Source organism: Bacillus sp. ISO11 (assembly GCF_003458115.1).
In the GTDB taxonomy this organism is placed as follows: Bacteria; Bacillota; Bacilli; order Bacillales; family Bacillaceae_G; genus Bacillus_A; species Bacillus_A cereus.
Map to the genome: position 1 here is coordinate 283,358 of NZ_QXCO01000001.1, position 19,690 is coordinate 303,047.

Sequence of the window (19,690 nt, forward strand, 5' to 3'; positions counted from 1 at the left end):
CCCTTAGTTTATACAATAGAAAAAGGCACACAATATATTCACAAACGTGAACATTGTGCGCCTTCAGTTTATCTGATTAGCTTCTAATGTATTGTATTCGATTTCTTTTCATTTTAATTCTGTAATTCATATGTGTCAACTTGGAATTTGAATTTTCTTATTAAACTAAAATATTGGCATACTTCGAGCCCAATGATTTTTCAAATCAGCAAATTCTTTTGGTAACTTACTATTTTCATTCCATTCTAATTTATATGCATTTACTAACACCGTAGCCATTGATTCACGGTCCATTACTCCATTTTGATTAAAATTACCGTTCTTATCATTTTCAGAGTTCATTCATAATTTCACAAATAAGATATTGCACTCGCCGTAAGCGTTAATCCCTTCTGTTCTATGTATATCTCCTCCTTGTTGGTCATATGAAGCTTTAAATATATGACACCACAGCTTAATCAATGCACAAAAAAATGAGGCAACCACCTTCAAAGATGGTTGCCTCATTTTTACACTTGCATCGCTTTCTCTCTCAATGCTCTTCTTAACAACTTACCAGTCGTATTCTTCGGTAATTCTATTAAAAACTCAATGCTTTTCGGCACTTTATATTTCGCTAAATGTAACGTACAGTAATGCATTAGTTCTTCTTCTGTTACGTTTGCTTGCTTCAAAACGACGTACGCTCGCACAGCTTCTCCTAAGTTTTCATCAGGAACACCGATTACGACAACTTCCGCTACTGATTCGTGCGTATATAATACTTCTTCTACTTCACGAGGGTATACGTTATAACCGCCAACTAAGACGATATCTTTTTTACGATCCACGATATAGAAGTAACCTTCTTCATCCATTTTCGCCAAGTCACCTGTATATAGCCAGCCGTCTTTCAATGTCGCAGCTGTATCTTCTGGTGCATTATAGTATCCTTTCATAACGTTAGGTCCGCGAACAATTAATTCACCGACTGCGCCGACAGGTACTTCTTCCCCAAGTTCATTTACAATTTTATTTTCTACATGCCAAATATTTGTGCCAATTGATCCTGGTTTACGAGGACGATCTAGCGGATTGAAACAAGTAACTGGTGATGCTTCTGATAAACCGTATCCTTCTGAAACAATAACGTTAAAACGTTTTTCAAAGTTTTGCAGAAGAGCAACAGGCATTGATGCACCACCGGAAATACAAAGACGAAGCGTCTTCACATCTTCTGCGCTTGCTTCTTCAAATAAATATAAATAATTGTACATTGTCGGTACGCCAGCAAAGATCGTTGGTTCGTACGTGCGACAAATACGGAATACTTCTTTCGGACTAAATTTCGGTAACATTAAAATCGTTGCCCCGTTCACAATCGGTGCATTTACCGCAACTGTTAAACAGAATACATGGAACATAGGCAGTGCCGCAACAACGCGGTCATCAGCCGTATATTGTAAATACGACGCCACATCGTTCGCATTACTATATAAATTTTTATGTGTTAACATAGCGCCTTTCGGTTTTCCAGTTGTGCCCGAAGTGTATAGAATAACCGCTACATCTTCTTCATCTAGTTCAGGACCTTCGTAAGTTGTATCTCCAGTCCCCACAAAACTAGTAAACGTTTTCATTTTTTCGGTTTCTGTATGGTTAAAATCTGATGAGGTTTCACATATGATGATGTTTTCTAATGAAGGAAGTCTTGTTGTAAGAGATTGTATAACAGGTAGAAGGACGTCGAGTACGATGATTGTTTTTACATCTCCATTTTGTAAAATATAATGCATTTCGTCTGCTGTATAAATTGGATTAACTGGAATAACAGTTGCTCCGGCTTTCATTGTTCCGTATAAACCGACCAAAAAATGTGGTGAGTTCCCAACAACTAATGCGACATTGTCCCCTTTTCCAATGTCCATTTCTGCTAAATTGCTAGAAAACCTTGTGACCATTTTGTTTAATTGGTCATATGAGACCGACTGATCCATAAATATATAAGCCGGTTTTTCCCCCTTCTTTTTTGCCGTTTCAGCCAAAGATTGAACGAGATTCACAAAAACCCCACCTTTATAAATTTTAGAATATTTAAAAATTCTAAATTAATTATATTAAAAGAAAATTAAAGTGGCAAGTGATATTCTATTAACTGCATATAGACAGATCACCTTCTCTTAGTTTACTTTGGAAAAATAAGGGGATTTTATTTACAAGTAATTTATAACACTAGACCAAAAATCATTTTAGGATAATATGCGTTCATCTTTTCTCTAAGTTTAGTAAGTTCCTCTTTATTTAACGTCGTATGCTCTCCAAACAAGTTAATCGCGTCCGCCCCATCTTCATGAAAATACACCGTCACATATAATGCCGGTAACCCTATATTGTCTTCATCTATTGATAAGACGACATCTGGTGTTTTATTAACAGTGCTGAATGTTTCATTTCTTTTCCACTTCTTATTTTGAAACATGTCTTGTATATCATGTATCTTTCGTTTGTTATCTGTATGCGTAAAATATATAACATTATCCTCCGCTGGTTTTCCGATAGACAAAATTATACGACTTGAGGGCGATCCACTGCTACACGCTGTCATTCCGACGACGAAGTTGAGTAATAATACAACGTACATTACCCTTTTCATTTCGATTCGCCTCCTTTTGTATATATATATTCCTTTACGAGGGGCGAATGTCCTGTGATTTTATGTTTTGTGGTAAATGAAATTATATGAGCGATTTTTCAGTTATATCAGCGCAGCTCGATTTATATCGGCGATTTTTCAAATATATCAGCGCAACTCCATTTATATCAGCGATTTTCCAGTTATATCGACTTACCGACAAAACCTGACAATCTACGCAAAAAGAAAGAGGCTGCCCATTATCGCAACCTCCCTTATTTTTAGAAGAATAAATGTAAGAAATCTTCTGTTGTAATGTTACCGAAGTAACGTGCGATATCTACGCCTTCTAAAGCTACAGTGAATGCATCTTTATCGAATTGAACGCCTGTTAGACGCTCTTCAATATCATGAACATCTAGTGAACCGAAGAAGTCGCCGTAAATTTTGCATTCTGTTACTGTTCCTTTTTTCACTTCAAGACGAACGTCAACTTGTCCAACTGGGAAGCGGTGTGAATGTTGTAAGTTGAACTTCGGTGATTTTCCGTAGTTCCAATCCCAATTTTGGTAACGTTCTTCAGAAAGTTTATGGATCTCTTTCCAATCCTCTTCTGTTAATTCATACGTTGGGATTTCTGTTTCTCCTTCGAAAATTGTTTCTAGAAGAAGTTGTCTAAACTCTTCTGTCGTCATTTCTTCGTTTAGGAACTCTGTAATGTTCGCAACGCGGCTACGGATTGATTTAATACCTTTTGATTGGATTTTATCCATTTTTACTTTTAACGCTGATACGACGTGATCGATTTCAGAGTCAAATAGTAACGTACCGTGACTGAACATACGACCTTTCGTTGAGAACTGCGCATTACCCGAAATTTTTCTACCTTCAGCTAAAATGTCGTTACGACCACTTAGTTCTGCATTTACGCCTAATTTACTAAGCGCTTTCGTTACAGGCTCTGTGAATTTTTTGAAGTTGCTGAAACTGTCTCCATCATCTTTCGTAATAAAACTGAAGTTTAAGTTTCCTAAATCATGATATACTGCGCCTCCGCCTGATAGACGACGAACGACATGAATACCTTTTTCTTTTACGTAATCTGCATTAATTTCTTCTACTGTGTTTTGGTTTTTACCAATGATAATCGAAGGCTCATTAATGTAAAACAGTAAATATGTTTCGTTAATATCTAAATTTTTCACACAATATTCTTCAATCGCTAAGTTTATTCTAGGATCTGTAATCCCTTTATTATCAATAAATAACATCGTATCACCTCATGAGTTCCATACGTAGCCACTATGCGCTAGCGTAATGTGGCCACTGAAAATTTGTTTTGCTTCTGTTACTAAATCAGATGGGTTGCCTGTATGCGGTAAGTGCGTTAATAAAAGTTCTTTTACATTTGCATCTTTTGCAATACTTGCTACTTCTGTACTATTCATATGCCCTGCTTTTGCAGCCTCTTGATGTGCATACATATTACACTCACAAATGAAAAGATCAGCATCTTTCGTGAATGGAATGAATTCAGGAATATAACTTGAATCAGCGCTGTATACTACAGCATCATCTCCAGCTGTAATACGCATCGCAAAGCATGTAACAGGATGAACAGTTTTTAAGAACGAAATCGAGAACGGTCCAACTTGAAGTGTTTCTTCTGGATTGTACGCGATTCCTTTCGTATGTGGTTCATGTGTTAAAGAATGGAATCCATTCTCGTCAAACGTATGACCGTATATTGGTAATTCCGGTAGTTGCCTTGTTGTCGCACTCGTAATTAATCTCGCATATTGCAATACCCCAATGTCCGCAACATGATCGTGATGATAGTGTGACAGTACAACTGCATCTATATGAGATGGTGTTATATATTTTTGAAGCTGTGCTAGTACACCACTACCACAGTCTACAAGTAAACGAAAACCATCGTGTTCAAACAAATACCCCGACGTTGCTTCTCCCGCTTCTGGAAAGCCGCCCCAAAAGCCGACAACAGTCATTTTCATATGTATCCATCCTTTCTAAAACCGAGTAGGAATGCAGTTTTTCTCCGTACTTGAGAAAGTTTTTTACTTACATCCTACATTGTTAACTATAATCCATTTCCTAAACTTTTTCATTAATTTTCAATTTTGTTATAAAACAGTTGTTGACTTTTATTTTTTGTACTAATACAATGATAGTAAGAAATGGAAATGGAGGGATTGACATGATCGATCAACCAATGGAGTTTTTCAGAAATTTACCGACGAAAACTTGTGCGCACTGCGGGAAAGAAATTGATGAGCAACACGAAGCATACCATAACAAATGTGACGATTGCGTTCACGAAGAATAGTAGTTTTTGAACATAAAAAAACCTAGCAGACATAGTCTACTAGGCTAATAACATCTTATCCTTCATCGTTGAACCTTTCACCAAGAGCTCCAGTTCAAACTCATACAATTCTTTTTTTCGATAATTTTTCGTATGGATTTTATCCATCATTAGGTCGACAACTTTTCGGGCCATTTCATCAATTGGCTGTTCAATTGTCGTAATACCTGGTTCTGTAATCTGCGATAATATTTGATTATCAAAACCGATAACAGCGAGATCATCTGGAATGCTCCAGTTATGGCGTTTCGCCTCTGAGATAATTCCAGCTGCTACCTCATCGCCTCCTGCCAAAATCGCGGTAGGATTTTTTTTGTCCTTTAATACTTCATGGAATATTCGTTTTCCATCTTCCCAAGAGAAAGCGTTTTCAAGAAAGTCAATCGCTTCTACTTGGCGGCTCTTCTCAGTTATTGCACGTAAAAAGCCCATTTTTCGCTGCTGGCTAACGACTTTGGTTTCGTTACCACGGCAAAAAATAAGATTACGATATCCTTGATCTAACACATGCTTCGCAGCTATGTATGCTCCTTGCGCATGATCAAACTTCACTGTTGGAATATTTGCTTCCTCAATATATTCATTACACAACACGATTGGACCGTGCTGTAAGTATGGCTCTACATCTTCCCACGGATTTTCTAGTGAACATAGAATAATCCCATCTACTTGTTTCGTAGATAATAATTGTAAATACTCCATCTCTTTTTCCGGTAAATATCTTGTTTGACAAATAATCAGTTTATATTTATGTTCAGAAGCAGCAATCTCGATTGCTTCAATAAATCTACTGAAGAAAGGATTTGTAATCCTTGGAACTAGCACCGCAATTGTTTCCGTTTTTTGTTTACGAAGCCTTCTCGCCGCAGAATTAGGAACGAAGCCTAAATGCTTCATTGCTAATTGAACCCTTTTTTTCTTCTCATCTGAAACATATGGATGATTATTAATCACCCTAGAAACCGTTGTCCTTGATAACCCTGCTAATTTCGCCACGTCCTCTATAGTCGACACGAAATTCTCCCCCTTTGCATGAAAACGTTTTCTTAAATTGATTATATAGTATATTATTGGAAACTGCAATATCGGTTGTTATGATTTTACTATATTAATATTATACATAGGTAAAAGTCTGTTAATGCATGGACAATATACTGCTTTTAGAAATTTACGTTATGTACATTCCTTTTCTTAATACCATATATTCTTTATTCAATATAAAAGCCCATCAATACATCATCTCCATATGATCCATCTTCATATTTAATTTGCTTTCGTTGTCTTCCTTCTTCTACAAAACCCATACGTTTGTACACTTTAATTGCCCGATCATTAACAGAAACTACACCTAAGCAAATTTTCTCTAAACCTTTCTGCCTTTTAGCCCAACTAATAAGAAATTCAATTAATTTCGTGCCGATGCCTTGATTACAATACGCCTCTTTAATCCCCATTCCCATTGTGCCTGCGTGTTGTAGCCGTTCTAGTTCATATCGGTTGAAAATTAAAAAGCCAACTACCTTCCCATCTACTTCATACACGATATAAAGATTTCCTTTCTCATTGCTTTTCCGTATCTTTTCTCTTTCTGCATTCATATCATTCGGTAACTTCTTCGGGGATACTATGAAAAACTTTGTAGTATTTTCCGATAATATAATTTCTTTTCTAATGTTCATTATTGCTTCTGCATCAGCCTCTTTTGCTAATCGTATCATTGAATCACCTCGTACTTTTTCTTTTAAAAAATAATATTAAAACTATAAAACGTCCAATATGCAATATTGCATATTGAGAATCTTTTTACTCTTGATACAATATTCATACATCAAAATAAAAGGAATGTATGCAATGAATCCAATCTTAATAGCTGCAAAACAACTATTACATAAAGAAGAAAAAATTTTATCTACTTTAAAATGTTCACTTACTGGCTATATGATTACGCATAAAGTCCCGTATCCTGGCATGTTACTTGCTACTAATCAAAGACTTCTCTTTTTTAGCCAATATAAAAACACATTCATTGCCGAATTTGATTATGAAAAAATTCTATCCATAGAAACGAAGAGAAGAATCTTTGACAAAAAAATAATATTTTACTATGAAGATGAATATATAACGCTTGGGTACATTACAAGTTCGAATGTTGAAGCGTTCATAGACTTACTACAAAGAAACAGCAAGACTAGCACAGGCTTATAATCAGCGGGGATCCCCTCGCTGATTCATTATTTTAACTCCTCCCACTTCGTCCAAACTTCTCTCCCGTTTATACGGTACATATTATCCTCTCTATCCATAAATCTATGTACAATAAATTCACGTCTAATTGTACAAAAATCATCATGATATTGTTTTATAAATGTATTAATTTCTTTTTCTGTATATTGATTTCCAGCATCTAACTTGCTAATTAAAAGCTCTAACAATACTAGTTTCTTCTTCTTTTGACCTGGAATCGATTTTAAGCGCTCCTCTTTATCGAAAAAGTTACGAATGGTCGTATCACGGAATTTCATTTCACTTTCAGTCATTTTTTATCCTCCATCACTTTTTTTCTTTATCTTTTCACTTAAAATATCAATAAAGTAATATCCACCCATTAACACATAATAGAACGTAAGTATTCCAAATGCATCTTTCATACTTGTATATACTTCTTTATCAAACAATATAGGTGAAAGGGCATAAACAAGAAAGATTATTAGCGGATTTACGATAAAATAATAAGTAAGATTGCCTTTCATCATATCAACTCTTCTACCCTATGTTTCTCTGTAAATTGTTGTAATTCCTTTTCTTTCGTTTCTATAGCTTTTAGAAAGATTTATAGATGAACTAAGGAAAAGATGCCCTCTATTAAAATAAAAAAGCACCAAAAAGGTGCTTTTATCTACGCTTCAACCGATTGATTTTCAGCAACATTTTTAAATTGTCGTTTGTGCATCAAAGTTAAGGAAGCGATTGTTCCAAGTGATAATACAACGATAAAGATCATGAGCATTCCTATGTTTTGCCACATGAAGTCAAAGTCTCCACTCGATACGACTGCTTTCAATCCTGATACAGAGTATGTCATCGGTAACCAAGCATTGAATGGTTGTAAAAACTTCGGAATCAATTCTAGTGGGAATGTTCCGGCACTTGTTGTAAGCTGCATAATTAATGTGATGATGGCGATAAAACGGCCTGCATCACCGAATGCTGTTACTAAACATTGAATTAATGCGATAAATGCTAAGCTTGTAACGATGCTAAAGAGTATGAAGTACGGAATACTTTGTACTTCTACACCTAATCCGAACAGTAATATAACATCTGCTACTATCGCTTGAATAATACCGACCGATAGTAAAACACCGAACTTACTAATAAACCAGCTAAACCCTGATTTTGGAACACCGACTGTATCACGTAATGGATATACAATTGATAATAGTAATGCCCCAACGAATAAACCAAGTGATAAGAAGTACGGCGTAAATCCAGTTCCGTAGTTTGGAACTTCCGCCATTTTCTCTGTCTTCACTTTTACAGGACTTGCAAACATATCATACGTTTTATCCGTTCCTTTTACTTCCCCAGTTTTCTCTGCCCCTTCGCCAAGTTTCTCTGCAAGTTCACCTGAACCGTCGTTTACTTTTACGAGACCATCTGTTACTTTTCCTGAGCCATCTGCTAGTTTATTTACGCCGTCGATTAGCTGGGTTGAGCCATTTGACATTTGATTTAGGCCACCATTTAGAGTACCTAAGCCCGTTGTTACTTGACCAGATCCATCTGCTAATTGATTTACGCCACCTGCCATTTGGTTTGCTCCTACAGATAATGTACCTAAACCGCCTGTTACTTTACTCGAGCCATCTGCTAATTGATTTACGCCACCTGCCATTTGGTTTGCTCCTGCAGATAATTGACCTAGGCCGCCTGTTACTTGACTTGAGCCATCTGCTAATTGATGTACACCACCTGCCATTTGATTTGCTCCTGCAGATAATGCACCTAAACCGCCTGTTACTTTACCCGAGCCATCTGCTAATTGATTTATCGCATCAATTAATTGACCGGATTCATTTTTAAATTTATTTGCGCCTTCTTTTGCTACATTTAAATTCTTACCAAACCCTTGGAAATTTTCAACAAATCCTTTTTGTGCACTGGCTAATTTCTCAATACCCTCTGTTAAAGAGTCCAATTTCGCTGTATTCGGTAGTTTGTTTTGTGCATCACTTGTTTTTTGATTTATTTCACCTTTTAATTGTTTTACTTCTTCATTTAATTTATTTGTTCCACCTGCTACTCCTGCAGCTTTTTGCTGAACTGTCGCTGTACTTTTTACAGCACTTGTTATGAATGGTTGTAACTGTTCTTGATATTCTTTCGGTAAACTTTCAATTTGCTTTTGTAAATTCACTACCTCTTGTTCTGCATTTTTGGCATCTCCTGCCGTTGATTGTGTAAGTTCATTTAACTGATTTACATTCGCCCCAGCTCCATCTATTTTCTCATTTACTGTATTCAATATAGAAGGGCCTTTCGACTGTATTTCCTCTAAACCTGCAGCAGAACTTTTCACTTTACTATTTAAATCTTGCAAACCCTTTTCAATTTTTTGAGAAGCTACCTCTAATTGGTTTTGTCCCCCAACCAGTTGTTCCATACCATTTGATAGATCAGTTGTTCCTGTTTGTAATTCGCCGGATTTACTTACTAGTTTGTTCAAGCCACCAGTCAGTTTCTCAGATCCATCATGCAATTCACCAATTCCTTTTTGCATTTCACCCGTTTTGCTATTTAACGTATTTAAACCGTCTGTTACTTTTCCTGATCCATCTACTAATTTTCCGATACCTGCTTGCATCTCACTTGTTTTACTATTTAACGTATTTAAACCGTTCGTTACTTTTCCTGACCCATCTACTAATTTCCCAATACCTATTTGCATTTCACCTGTTTTGCTATTTAACGTATTTAAACCATTTGTTACTTTGCCTGATCCATCTACTAATTTATTAGATCCATCTGCTAATTTCTGAACTCCATCCTTCATCTCCCCAGATTTCCCTTGAAGTGTATGAAGGCCATCCGTCACTTTACTTGAACCATCATGCAGCTCACTTGATCCGTCGTGTAGTTTATTTGCTCCTTCCGCCCCATCTGCTAATCCTTTTGAGACGTCTTGAATGGAATCAAACATTTTCTCTGCATATGTTTTCGTTAACGTGCTTGCTACTTCACCTTTAATTTTTTCAATGGCTGTTCCGCCAATTTGTGAAGATAAGAAGTTCAAACTTTCGTTTGGAATATATTCTAAGTTTAATGGCTTCGGATCGTCTTTTAGTAACGTTGTAGCGTTACTTGAGAAGTCATCTGGAATGCGCACTAACATGTAATACTTTCTACCTTCCATTCCTTTCTTCGCTTCTTTTTCACTTACGAACTCCCATTTAAAACTTTTATTATCTTTTAAATTATCAACGAGCCCTTTTCCGACCTCAATTGGTTTCCCATCAAATACTGCGCCTTTATCTAAATTGACTACTGCAACTGGTAAGTCATCTAACTGTTTATACGGATCCCAAAAGGCCCACAAAAACATCCCTGCATATAAAATCGGTACGAATAAGACCGCAATAATTGGAATTAATATTTTTTTACTTTTTATAATTTCCGTGAACTCTTTCCGAAGTAACTGATTCCCTTTCATAATTTCTCCCCCTTTTATAAAATGACCAAAATGTTCATATAGTCATTTTTACCCAAACAAAAAGGCTATACTTGTTCATACATATGCCTTATCCCCGAATTTATTACTATGCAACTTTTTCTTATTATGATTATAATTTTTCTATATCCCCCCTTAACTTAAATATATGACCGCATTGTTCATTTGGTCATTTTTTATAAAATTAAAAGGATTATCTTAGTTTGACAATCCTTTTAGTAAATAAAGTTCAAATAACTCTGCAATTTTTTCTTTTTCTAGCGGTTCGTGATTTTTTTCCCAATCAAAAATAAGCGATACATATAGACGAAGCATAATAAATGCTGTAATTTCTGGATCACATTTGCTAATTTCACCTTTTTCAATCGCAATTTTTAAATACGATTGAATAACAGAAACGATTTCCACATCAACTTGTTGCATCACTTCTTGTACTTCTTTCGTTCCCATATCGCGCTCTTCTTGAATTAATTTAATCATGAGCTGATGTTCTTTTCTAAATTCCAAGATGCTATATAATGCTCTATGTACATTTTCAAAAAATGAAACATCTGAACGAATTGCATTTTCTGCAACTTGCTTCATTTCTGTAATTAAATTAGAAATAATTTCACCAAATAGCTCTTCTTTATTTTTGAAAAAAGTATAAATCGTTCCTTTTCCTACATTCGCTAACTTCGCTACTTGATCCATCGTTGTTGCTTTATAACCGAACGCTGAAAAAGACTTTGTTGCAGCTTCAATAATAGAACGTTTTCGATCTATCGCCACATTGTCACCTCCAAAAATGACCAATTGGATAATATAGTCAATCAGTACATCTTTGATATTACCACACGCTTACATTCTATACAAGTTCTCTTTTTATTATTTCCAGTATAAAAAATTCCAGTCAAGTTATATCATACTGTCCATAGTTTATCAAAAAGTATACTTGTATGGAAAGCTAGAATATATTCATAAATAATTGCTGACTAGATCCCACTAGAAATTTAATATAATAGACAGTGTTCTTAAAACCAAAGGTTTAAGAACACTGTCTATTATTTTGACATAGAAAGTAATATTTTCTCCATTTCTTTCTTAGTTAGCTCATCATCGATTATCTCTTCGTATATCTTTGTATCTCTTGTAAAAATATCATTCACTATAACAATTTGATAATCACTATTCTTACCTTGTGCTGGTACAAACATTTTAAGGCCTCTTAACTTCCCCTCTCCATGAGAAGATTTATTATATACCATTTCTTTCCCGTCTAAACTATAACTTTCTAGATTCTCTACTCCAGGCATCATATAGTGTAGCGGATCCTTAGTGCCATTACCATTACCATCCATATACATCCTTGACTGATAAATCGTAAAACCATATTTTCCTTTTGTATATTCTGATTTAATAACTAATTCTACATCTCTTCCAAAATATGAGTCAGCCCACTCTCTCTTTAACTCATAACCTTCAGGTATATAAGTCGGCTGCTTAATTTGATACGGTACATGTTCTTTTGCTTCTTCCATAGTATATGTTAAAGACTTCTGCAATTTATCATCAAAAGGTTTTAATTTCTTCTGAATAGTAGCTAGTCTTTCTTGATCAGCTTTCTTCAAGCGTTCAGGTTTATATTCCTTTGTATCTCCATCATAATTCTCAGGCACATTTTTCTTAACCATTGCTTTTTTCTGAATTTCGCTAGCCTCTTTAAATAATTGGACATATTGTTCAAATTCTTCTTTTGTAAAATTCTTTTCTGCCAAATACAAAAAATCTGTATCTCTTTTATATGATTTTATCGACATACCCCATTCTCTACTTGCATTCTCTGGTGTACCATATACTGTTTCTATCGCTTTTTCAAATGCAGGTTTATATTGCTTGTTTTCTACAACCTTTTCCTTCTGTCTTTCATCTCCCTCAGTTATCCTTGCATTTAATAAAAATCCGCCTGCTATAGCTGCTATCGCAATAACTCCAAGTAAAGAAAGACGATACGATTTCTTTTGGAATTTTTTAATCATAATGATTCTCCTTTTTAGTGTTCGTTTATTTCTACTTAAATTTGCTAGGCTTGGTACTTGATAGGAATAGTGTTCTAAAAGGGTAATAATTGTATGACCGTATGCAATTTGCTCCTCTTTATCTATAAAAGTAAGTGCATATGCATCACAGGCTAATTCTTGATCTTCTCGCATACAAAAATAGGCGTACCAAAGAATTGGATTGAACCAATTTAATAGGATTAAACTGTACATAATCCAATTTACAGCTACATCGTTTCTCTTAATATGAGCTAACTCATGGTAAAAGACATATTGTAATTGTTGTTCATTTAATACTTTCATATGTTTTTTTGATAGTAATACTTTCGGGCGAAAGAAACTAAAAACCGTTGGACTTGCAATCTTTCCTGCAAGACGTAATGAAACTGCCTTCTTCATTTTCATAGACTGCTTACAGCGATTAAACACTGTAGTGACCTGTTCGTCCGTAATATCCGGTTGTTTCTTTATGTAAGAATATAAACGTCTATTTGTAAGAAACGTGATGGCTGCTAATATGATTACCCCAGCTAGCCACACATACAAAGCAAGTTTGTATAAAGAAAATGTAGTCTGTTTTTCCGAACTGACTTTTACTTCCGGTTCGCTAGTTTTTGTCACCATTTTAGAATTTGATTCCAATTCCACTTTTCGGTCGCTTTCTATGTTCACTATATTCTCAGTAGCCGGCATATTTTTTGGAATAACTTCCGATACGCTAGAACTATAAGAAAGTAATGAGTAAATGCTATAAGAGCTATCTGGCGACCACGGTAAAAGGAGTCTTATCATTAATACGATCCACAGCATATATTGCCACCGGGGGGTTAATTTATTTCTAAATAGAACTTTTATACATAAAATAAATCCGACTAATATGCTAGCCATAAGTGACGTTTCTATAAGCCAATCAAAAAAATGAGGAAGGTATACATTTATAAGCGTGTTTATCATTTTTATCGATCCTTCCTCTTATTCTCCTCTGTCTTCTCATCTAAAATGCGTTTTAATTCATTAATATCTTCTGAAGATAATTTCTCCTCTTTTAAGAAATTAACAAGTAATGGCTTAAACGCTGCACCGCAAAAACGTTTTAGTAAAGATTTCGTTTCCACTTGCAAATAATTATCTTGTGATACTAACGGGTAATAAGCGTACATACGCCCTTTATCTTGATGGTAAGAAACGGCTTCCTTTTGCACTAATCGATTAATTAATGTGCGGATTGTTTTCGGTTTCCAGTCCATTGCATCTTCCAGTTCTTCTATAATTTCATTCGCTGTTTGCGGAGAACTCGACCAAAGTACTTTCATAATTTCTAATTCCGCTTCAGATATTTTAGGTAATTGATTTGTCATCGTCTGTTTCACTCCTAAGTATTACATTTGTAATCTATAATTAAGATTACAAATGTAATACTTAATTGTCAACCATATTTTAGAAAAATTAATTTCAGCTAAACCTTACTTCACAACAACAAAATTCCTCTTTTTCAAATAATCAAATAAAAAAACAAGAAAATCTTTACAATTAATAGTAATATAGAAAATAGACAAGTTTATCAAAACAGTGGAGGCTTTTTCAGTCATGATGCGTGCACTTCGTTTAAATATAAAGCAAGCTTTTTGTAGTCGTATTTCTTTAATTATGATGCTTAGTGGATTCGTTCTTATTTGCATTTATCACTATTATTATGTAATTCGTTATTTAGGAAACGCAGCAAATGGTCCTATATCAACAGATTTAAAATGGATTGGATTTCGCGACAATGAAATGGATGTTTATTTATTATTAATGCCAGTTATTGCGAGTTTCCCCTTTAGTACAAGTTACAATTCGGATAAGTCCGATGGTTTTAAACCGTTTGTGAGTAAGGGGATTTCTATATTTCCTTATTCAGTAGCGAAATATATCGTTACGTTTTTTTGCGGAGGATTTCTTTATACACTTCCATTCATCTTATCGTTATTATTTTGCAAATTAACCATTCCAGACGGAACACCTACGGTTGGTTCAGGCATCATAAATGCTGATGGAATGTTCGCAAACCTATATTTTGATGCGCCTCTCACTTACATTGCTGTATATATCGGAATTAATTTTTTATTTGCAGGTTTAATGGCCCTTTTAGGACTTGCTGCATCTGTATGGTCACAAAAAGACTATATGGCAATTCTCTTTCCATTTGCAGCCGCCTCCATTCCTTACGTCCTGCTAAATACAATACTTCCTTCAATAGGCGGAGCACCTTTTCATTTATATGATCCGAAACAACCATTGCAAGGCATGTCACCATATATTTTAATGACGCAATGTGCTTTCTTCCTTTTCGTTAGCTTACTTATGTATATACAAGGAGTAAAGCGGGATAGAAAAAAATATAAAAGAAGACTGCAAAAAAGAGAGCGGTGTAGAAAAGCGTTTCAAGTATAATAAAACCCCAATTTCCTTACTATATTGGAAATTAGGGTTTATTTACTATTCACTTATGGCGTACCAGCCAATCCCCATAAAATAACAATCGCTACAAAATAAATTGCTTTAATCGCCACTACTAAACATAATGAAACAATTGCATATTTACTTAATTCTCTCCTTGCACCTATTAAAGTGAAAATAACCGCCAAACTAAATGTTATATAAGAAGCTGCTGTATGTATTAAGTTATACGTAATATCTAGATTGCTTGTAAGTCCTGTTATATCAGCTACAAACTGAAGCATGATGATCGTACTAAAAAAAATTGCAAACTGATTCATTACCTTTCCATTTATTTGTAACTGCATTGTTTTCCTCCTTTTTAAAAACTAAATATTCAATCAATTTTATCGTTAGATTACAAAAAAAGGAATCATCTCTTTATACTATTCTATAACGATGCAAAAAAAAGAACGCTTAGTCACCTAAGCGTTCCCCACTTTAAGAAGCCTTCTTCAAATCAATTTGAGCAAGTACTGGGTCGTGGTCACTTACACGTCCGTGTTCTTTCATAATGTTTGAGTTTAAGTGTACTGGGTCTACAATTGTGTGCGGTGCGATGTTGTTTGTTACTAAAATATGATCTAACACTTGTGCATTTCCTTCATGAATGTACGTGTAGCGGTTCTCTTTCGGCACTGTGTTTAACATATCTTTTAAGATTGTTCCCTCTAGTGTTTTGAGTGGTTTAGAGAATTCGAAATCGTTCATATCACCTAACACAACAACTGGTGCATTCGTATTCTTTTTCTGAATTCCTTGCACGAAATGATTTACTTCTTGCGCTAACTGAATTCGTTTGTCTTCACTCTTTAATACGAGCGGCTGCACTTTTCCAAATGGCGTTGCATCTCCTAGTTTTGAGTTTAAGTGATTTGCAACGACAACAATGTTTTGTCCTTGGAACGTAAATTCTGCCGCTAGCGGTTTACGTGTACTTTCAAACAATGGATTTTCGTCTCCAATACGAACAACATTTTTATCAAGTAACTTCGGTACCGTCGCTAATTTCACGCGTGATGGATTATAGAAGAAGCCGACGCGAATATTCGCTCCTGGTGCTCCTCCATCTTGATTATTGTTTGGAGCGATTTCTACATACTCATACTTCGGTCCACGAATTTCTAGAACTGCATCAATGATACGTTTTGCGCTTAATGACGCATCTGTTGTACCGTCATTAATTGATCCGTTATTATCTTGCATTTCCTCTACACCGATAATATCTGGCATTTTTAAGTTGTATTTAATAGAATACGCTAACGCTTTTACTTTTTCATCTGTTGTTTCTTTTTTATTCGCTGAGAAGTTTTCAATGTTATATGTAGCAACCGTTAACTTATCAAGACGTGGCTGAATATTTGCCCCTACTTGCTTAAATCCACCATCCACTACAGCTGGCAGTTCTGTTATTGGAGAAATACGGAAAGAACCGTAATCATATCCTACTACCCCTGTTATATCTCCAGTAAAAGTATCTCCTACTTTTGCTACATAATCGCGAGGTACTTTTACAGAAAGGCGCTCTGGGTTTAATTGATTTTCATCTAATAGAGGTGTGCCATATTGTGTTACTATTTTATCTCCACCATTTTTTACTGTTACATATAAATTTCCGTTTTTCTGAGGTGTAATAATTTTTGGTGTTGGCATCGTAACACGCATACCTTCTATACTTTCATAGAAGTCGATTGCATCTTCATTTGGATCAAATAAACCAAATGCATCATTATCAATAATCTGGTCCGGGATTTTCACACCATTTTCCCCAAGTACAATCGGTGCTGGCAAAGATTGATCTTTTGCGATTACAGCAACGCGGCTCGCTTTAATTTCAGTCGTCGTTAAGTCTGTTTCAAATCGTTCTGCATATCCTGGTCCAACATATTCTTCTACTACTCCATCAACTTGAATAAGATCTCCTACTGCTACATTCACATCTTTTTTATATACGTACATACCTTCTGAAGTAGCTGGATCATTATCTGGCTGATTATCTTCTATATAAAAGCCGTTTTTATCAAGCGCTGTGACAACGCCTTCCACATTGTTTACTTTCTTCCCGTTGTAAGGAGACATATGTGATTTCCCTTGAATGTCATGAATACGAACCTGTTCATTATTTACGATAATAAATGAAAATGTCGAAATTGCTGAAGGAGTAAGTCCTTCTTTTTCTGCGATTGCTTTCACTACACTATTTTCATTCACTATAATTTGTCCATTATAACGAACACTTTTATTAGTAGGATTAGAGCCATCTAACGTATAGTAGATTGTTGCGCCTTCTGTATTCGTCGTTAATGTTACCGCTGTTCCTTTAGCAACTTCTCCACCGTTCGGTGAAGCTACTACATCGCTAACACGGTTTTGTCCTTCACCTTGAAACTTATAAGCTGTTACTGATTTTAGACCTGGGTTACTAAAATATAATTCAAGGGTCCCAGTCAAACTAACTTTCTTCCCGATATTTTCAGGGTGATCTTTTACATTCACTGCCGTTCTCACATCACCTTTCGGTAACTGAACGGGCATGATTTTGTCTGGATTCGTTTCGTTTGGCGAATCTGCAATTGCTACGTTTGTATCATCAAACTTAGCTGGATCCTTCGTATATTTAGAAGAACTTTGCGTATATCCAACAATATATCCTTCTACTATCCCCTTCGTTTTCCCTTGCTGCTTAAATACTTGAATTGCTTTTTCTACTGACATAGAAGCAGTTTCTTCTGCTTGCGCTAAAGTTCCAGTAAATGAAAGCAATAGCAAGAATGATAAAAAGACACTTAACAATTTCTTCACAGCCATTTTCCTCTCTCTATTTCATATTTTCTCAGCATTTCTATCATAACAAATGATTCGTTATATAGAACTATATTTCGACAAATTTTACAAAAGATTTATTTAATTTACAAGCTTTCAAACTATAATACAAAATAATAATTTTACACCTTCTACAAATACACTCTATAATGTTAGAGAGAGAAAACAGAAAATATCGACATTTAATTGGCATGTAAAATGGATTCATTTGAATAGGAGTGATTGGATGGAAGTGCAAACAGAAACATACCGCGCAGCTATGAATGGAACATTAGAACGTCATTTTTCAGATATGATTGCCGTTATACCAACTAGAATTACAATTGAGCAGTTAAAACAGCGACTAGAAACGATCGCTACTAAAGTTGATGATTTAAAAATTGTTTATAGTGATGAGACAAGCCTTATTGTTGAATTACATATGGGTGAAACAGTCATACCGTATGAACTGCATATTGATGAACCGAACGATCCAGAAGGATATAAAATGTACAATAGACAAGATGCTACAATCGTAGATCGTAATTTTGAAGATGCAGCTTTCGGCACTGAAATTTTCACTCGTACGCTATTTGTAGGCGATGTACTTGACTGCTTTTTCCAGCAGTTACAGTTCTTATGGAATCTCGCCCCAGATTTGTTATTTGTAATCGATTCAAGTGCAGCAATGAAAGTGATATCTAGAAGCTATATTGAATATCACGTTGAAAATGAATTATTACCTGACATTCCTGACTTATACGTTATTCATTCCGTTTATGAAGACGATAAAGACGGTGAGCCTACGCAATATTGGTTTCATACACATGGTCTTTTAAGAGCAGGCGTAACTGAAATAGAGTTAATTATTCCAAATCGCATTTCTTCCTACTACGGCATTAGCGATCTCTTTCAAACATTTGCTAATAATGCCGTTGAGAATGGACAAGTCCCTATGAATGAGCCTATCGTTATCGCGCATAGTCAGCAAGGTTCTATACATACAGTCGCTGTTCCGTGGGAAAAAGGATTATCTTATATAGGGCATAAAACGAGTATGGACCAATTATCTTCAATCGAAGATGAGGAAGTGAAACTACAACCAATAGATGCACAAAATACATTCTTAGGCGGAATGGATGCCCGAGATGAATACCATCAATCTCCATCTGTTCTCTTATTCAAATTTAATACTTCAGAAGAATATATTGAAAGTTTTTTCAAAGAACACGAGGAAGCTACAGGGCTCATGTTCTATAAAACAAATAGTGAAACCGATCGTATGGCTTACAATGCGAAAAATACTTTTGGGTATTTCAGCAACATTTTTCACATTGAACAATCAAATGAAGATTTTCGTTTCCTTGCTAAGTTTGGTGTCTCCTACGAAGAAGGAAAAAGTGAACATATGTGGTTTGAAATGCAAAACATTACGGAAGATTTCATTCAAGGAATACTCATTAATGAACCATATTTCATAGAAGATATGAGTGAAGGAAATAGTTATCATTTAGATTTTGATAACTTAACAGAGTGGGTTATTTATGCAGGAGATGCTGTTATAAAGCCAAATAACTTATATATGTTTATTGGCGAATAAGTATTTTATATAATAAACGAAACGCCTTCAATATGATTGAAGGCGT

General features: G+C 35.2%; 19 protein-coding genes. 4 read left to right on the forward strand and 15 right to left on the reverse strand.

Features of this window, described 5'->3' with window-relative positions; all coding sequences use genetic code 11:
- Positions 1-165 precede the first annotated feature (165 nt).
- From D1166_RS01515 to D1166_RS01540, 5 genes are all read right to left on the reverse strand, one after another.
- The gene (locus D1166_RS01515) at positions 166-342 is read right to left on the reverse strand and encodes a hypothetical protein (protein ID WP_002004618.1); all 177 of its coding nucleotides are present in this window, start codon (positions 340-342) and stop codon (positions 166-168) included.
- Between the two features lie 167 nt (positions 343-509).
- Positions 510-2,042, reverse strand: coding sequence for a fatty acid--CoA ligase family protein (locus tag D1166_RS01520; protein WP_097855561.1), 1,533 nt, complete (start codon positions 2,040-2,042; stop codon positions 510-512).
- 161 nt (positions 2,043-2,203) lie between these two features.
- Positions 2,204-2,632, reverse strand: coding sequence for a hypothetical protein (locus tag D1166_RS01525; RefSeq protein WP_097855560.1), 429 nt, complete (start codon positions 2,630-2,632; stop codon positions 2,204-2,206).
- Positions 2,633-2,892: 260 nt separating this feature from the next.
- A complete protein-coding gene (gene lplA / locus D1166_RS01535) occupies positions 2,893-3,882 on the reverse strand; it encodes a lipoate--protein ligase (protein ID WP_000897281.1) in 990 nt (329 codons plus the stop codon).
- A gap of 9 nt (positions 3,883-3,891) precedes the next feature.
- On the reverse strand, positions 3,892-4,626 hold the full coding sequence (locus tag D1166_RS01540) for an MBL fold metallo-hydrolase (RefSeq protein WP_000784690.1): 735 nt from the start codon (positions 4,624-4,626) through the stop codon (positions 3,892-3,894).
- A 203-nt stretch (positions 4,627-4,829) separates the two neighbouring features.
- On the opposite strand from D1166_RS01540, the gene yhfH reads away from it, so the two are divergent.
- Positions 4,830-4,958, forward strand: coding sequence for a protein YhfH (gene yhfH / locus D1166_RS01545; RefSeq protein WP_000567010.1), 129 nt, complete (start codon positions 4,830-4,832; stop codon positions 4,956-4,958).
- 39 nt (positions 4,959-4,997) lie between these two features.
- Here yhfH and D1166_RS01550 read toward each other — a convergent pair whose 3' ends face one another.
- Together D1166_RS01550 and D1166_RS01555 are read right to left on the reverse strand one after the other, a co-directional pair.
- The gene (locus tag D1166_RS01550; RefSeq protein ID WP_000103715.1) at positions 4,998-6,011 is read right to left on the reverse strand and encodes a LacI family DNA-binding transcriptional regulator; all 1,014 of its coding nucleotides are present in this window, start codon (positions 6,009-6,011) and stop codon (positions 4,998-5,000) included.
- Between the two features lie 194 nt (positions 6,012-6,205).
- Positions 6,206-6,715: a GNAT family N-acetyltransferase gene (locus D1166_RS01555; RefSeq protein ID WP_097855559.1), complete on the reverse strand. Its 510-nt coding sequence runs from the start codon at positions 6,713-6,715 to the stop codon at positions 6,206-6,208.
- Positions 6,716-6,848: 133 nt separating this feature from the next.
- Here D1166_RS01555 and D1166_RS01560 point away from each other — a divergent pair, with 133 nt between their 5' ends.
- A complete protein-coding gene (locus tag D1166_RS01560) occupies positions 6,849-7,202 on the forward strand; it encodes a PH domain-containing protein (RefSeq protein ID WP_097855558.1) in 354 nt (117 codons plus the stop codon).
- A gap of 26 nt (positions 7,203-7,228) precedes the next feature.
- Here the strand turns inward: D1166_RS01560 and D1166_RS01565 are convergent, their stop codons facing one another.
- The 6 genes from D1166_RS01565 to D1166_RS01590 all read right to left on the reverse strand — a co-directional run bounded on the left by D1166_RS01565 (position 7,229) and on the right by D1166_RS01590 (position 14,122).
- The gene (locus D1166_RS01565) at positions 7,229-7,534 is read right to left on the reverse strand and encodes a DUF2087 domain-containing protein (RefSeq protein WP_000140301.1); all 306 of its coding nucleotides are present in this window, start codon (positions 7,532-7,534) and stop codon (positions 7,229-7,231) included.
- Positions 7,535-7,537: 3 nt separating this feature from the next.
- Positions 7,538-7,750, reverse strand: a complete 213-nt coding sequence (locus D1166_RS01570) for a hypothetical protein (RefSeq protein ID WP_001986098.1) — start codon at positions 7,748-7,750, stop codon at positions 7,538-7,540.
- A gap of 143 nt (positions 7,751-7,893) precedes the next feature.
- Complete coding sequence (locus tag D1166_RS01575; RefSeq protein WP_097861702.1) at positions 7,894-10,707, reverse strand: YhgE/Pip domain-containing protein; 2,814 nt, start codon at positions 10,705-10,707, stop codon at positions 7,894-7,896.
- Between the two features lie 216 nt (positions 10,708-10,923).
- Positions 10,924-11,496, reverse strand: a complete 573-nt coding sequence (locus D1166_RS01580; protein ID WP_000963378.1) for a TetR/AcrR family transcriptional regulator — start codon at positions 11,494-11,496, stop codon at positions 10,924-10,926.
- A 272-nt stretch (positions 11,497-11,768) separates the two neighbouring features.
- Positions 11,769-13,718 (reverse strand): M56 family metallopeptidase, encoded by a 1,950-nt coding sequence (locus tag D1166_RS01585; protein WP_000611130.1) that lies wholly within the window; start codon positions 13,716-13,718, stop codon positions 11,769-11,771.
- A gap of 2 nt (positions 13,719-13,720) precedes the next feature.
- A complete protein-coding gene (locus tag D1166_RS01590) occupies positions 13,721-14,122 on the reverse strand; it encodes a BlaI/MecI/CopY family transcriptional regulator (RefSeq protein ID WP_000184509.1) in 402 nt (133 codons plus the stop codon).
- 229 nt (positions 14,123-14,351) lie between these two features.
- Between D1166_RS01590 and D1166_RS01595 the strand changes: the two genes are divergently transcribed.
- Positions 14,352-15,197 (forward strand): hypothetical protein, encoded by an 846-nt coding sequence (locus tag D1166_RS01595; RefSeq protein WP_000984174.1) that lies wholly within the window; start codon positions 14,352-14,354, stop codon positions 15,195-15,197.
- A gap of 53 nt (positions 15,198-15,250) precedes the next feature.
- Here the strand turns inward: D1166_RS01595 and D1166_RS01600 are convergent, their stop codons facing one another.
- Entirely contained in the window at positions 15,251-15,550 is a 300-nt protein-coding gene (locus D1166_RS01600; protein WP_086410590.1) for a hypothetical protein, read from the reverse strand.
- Positions 15,551-15,683: 133 nt separating this feature from the next.
- Positions 15,684-18,050, reverse strand: a complete 2,367-nt coding sequence (locus D1166_RS01605; protein WP_097855555.1) for a DUF6359 domain-containing protein — start codon at positions 18,048-18,050, stop codon at positions 15,684-15,686.
- 241 nt (positions 18,051-18,291) lie between these two features.
- Here D1166_RS01605 and D1166_RS01610 point away from each other — a divergent pair, with 241 nt between their 5' ends.
- Positions 18,292-19,644 carry a DUF4026 domain-containing protein gene (locus tag D1166_RS01610; RefSeq protein ID WP_000453718.1) on the forward strand — a complete coding sequence of 451 codons (1,353 nt, stop codon included), beginning with the start codon at positions 18,292-18,294 and terminating at the stop codon, positions 19,642-19,644.
- The last annotated feature ends 46 nt before the right edge of the window (positions 19,645-19,690 follow it).

Excerpts from the sequence above, each read along its gene's own strand:
- D1166_RS01515 (WP_002004618.1), bottom strand. The coding sequence starts at position 342 with ATGAACTCTGAAAATGATAAGAACGGTAATTTTAATCAAAATGGAGTA.
- D1166_RS01525 (WP_097855560.1), bottom strand. The coding sequence starts at position 2,632 with ATGAAAAGGGTAATGTACGTTGTATTATTACTCAACTTCGTCGTCGGA.
- lplA (WP_000897281.1), bottom strand. The coding sequence starts at position 3,882 with ATGTTATTTATTGATAATAAAGGGATTACAGATCCTAGAATAAACTTA.
- D1166_RS01540 (WP_000784690.1), bottom strand. The coding sequence starts at position 4,626 with ATGAAAATGACTGTTGTCGGCTTTTGGGGCGGCTTTCCAGAAGCGGGA.
- yhfH (WP_000567010.1), top strand. The coding sequence starts at position 4,830 with ATGATCGATCAACCAATGGAGTTTTTCAGAAATTTACCGACGAAAACT.
- D1166_RS01555 (WP_097855559.1), bottom strand. The coding sequence starts at position 6,715 with ATGATACGATTAGCAAAAGAGGCTGATGCAGAAGCAATAATGAACATT.
- D1166_RS01560 (WP_097855558.1), top strand. The coding sequence starts at position 6,849 with ATGAATCCAATCTTAATAGCTGCAAAACAACTATTACATAAAGAAGAA.
- D1166_RS01565 (WP_000140301.1), bottom strand. The coding sequence starts at position 7,534 with ATGACTGAAAGTGAAATGAAATTCCGTGATACGACCATTCGTAACTTT.
- D1166_RS01570 (WP_001986098.1), bottom strand. The coding sequence starts at position 7,750 with ATGATGAAAGGCAATCTTACTTATTATTTTATCGTAAATCCGCTAATA.
- D1166_RS01575 (WP_097861702.1), bottom strand. The coding sequence starts at position 10,707 with ATGAAAGGGAATCAGTTACTTCGGAAAGAGTTCACGGAAATTATAAAA.
- D1166_RS01585 (WP_000611130.1), bottom strand. The coding sequence starts at position 13,718 with ATGATAAACACGCTTATAAATGTATACCTTCCTCATTTTTTTGATTGG.
- D1166_RS01590 (WP_000184509.1), bottom strand. The coding sequence starts at position 14,122 with ATGACAAATCAATTACCTAAAATATCTGAAGCGGAATTAGAAATTATG.
- D1166_RS01595 (WP_000984174.1), top strand. The coding sequence starts at position 14,352 with ATGATGCGTGCACTTCGTTTAAATATAAAGCAAGCTTTTTGTAGTCGT.
- D1166_RS01600 (WP_086410590.1), bottom strand. The coding sequence starts at position 15,550 with ATGCAGTTACAAATAAATGGAAAGGTAATGAATCAGTTTGCAATTTTT.
- D1166_RS01605 (WP_097855555.1), bottom strand. The coding sequence starts at position 18,050 with ATGGCTGTGAAGAAATTGTTAAGTGTCTTTTTATCATTCTTGCTATTG.
- D1166_RS01610 (WP_000453718.1), top strand. The coding sequence starts at position 18,292 with ATGGAAGTGCAAACAGAAACATACCGCGCAGCTATGAATGGAACATTA.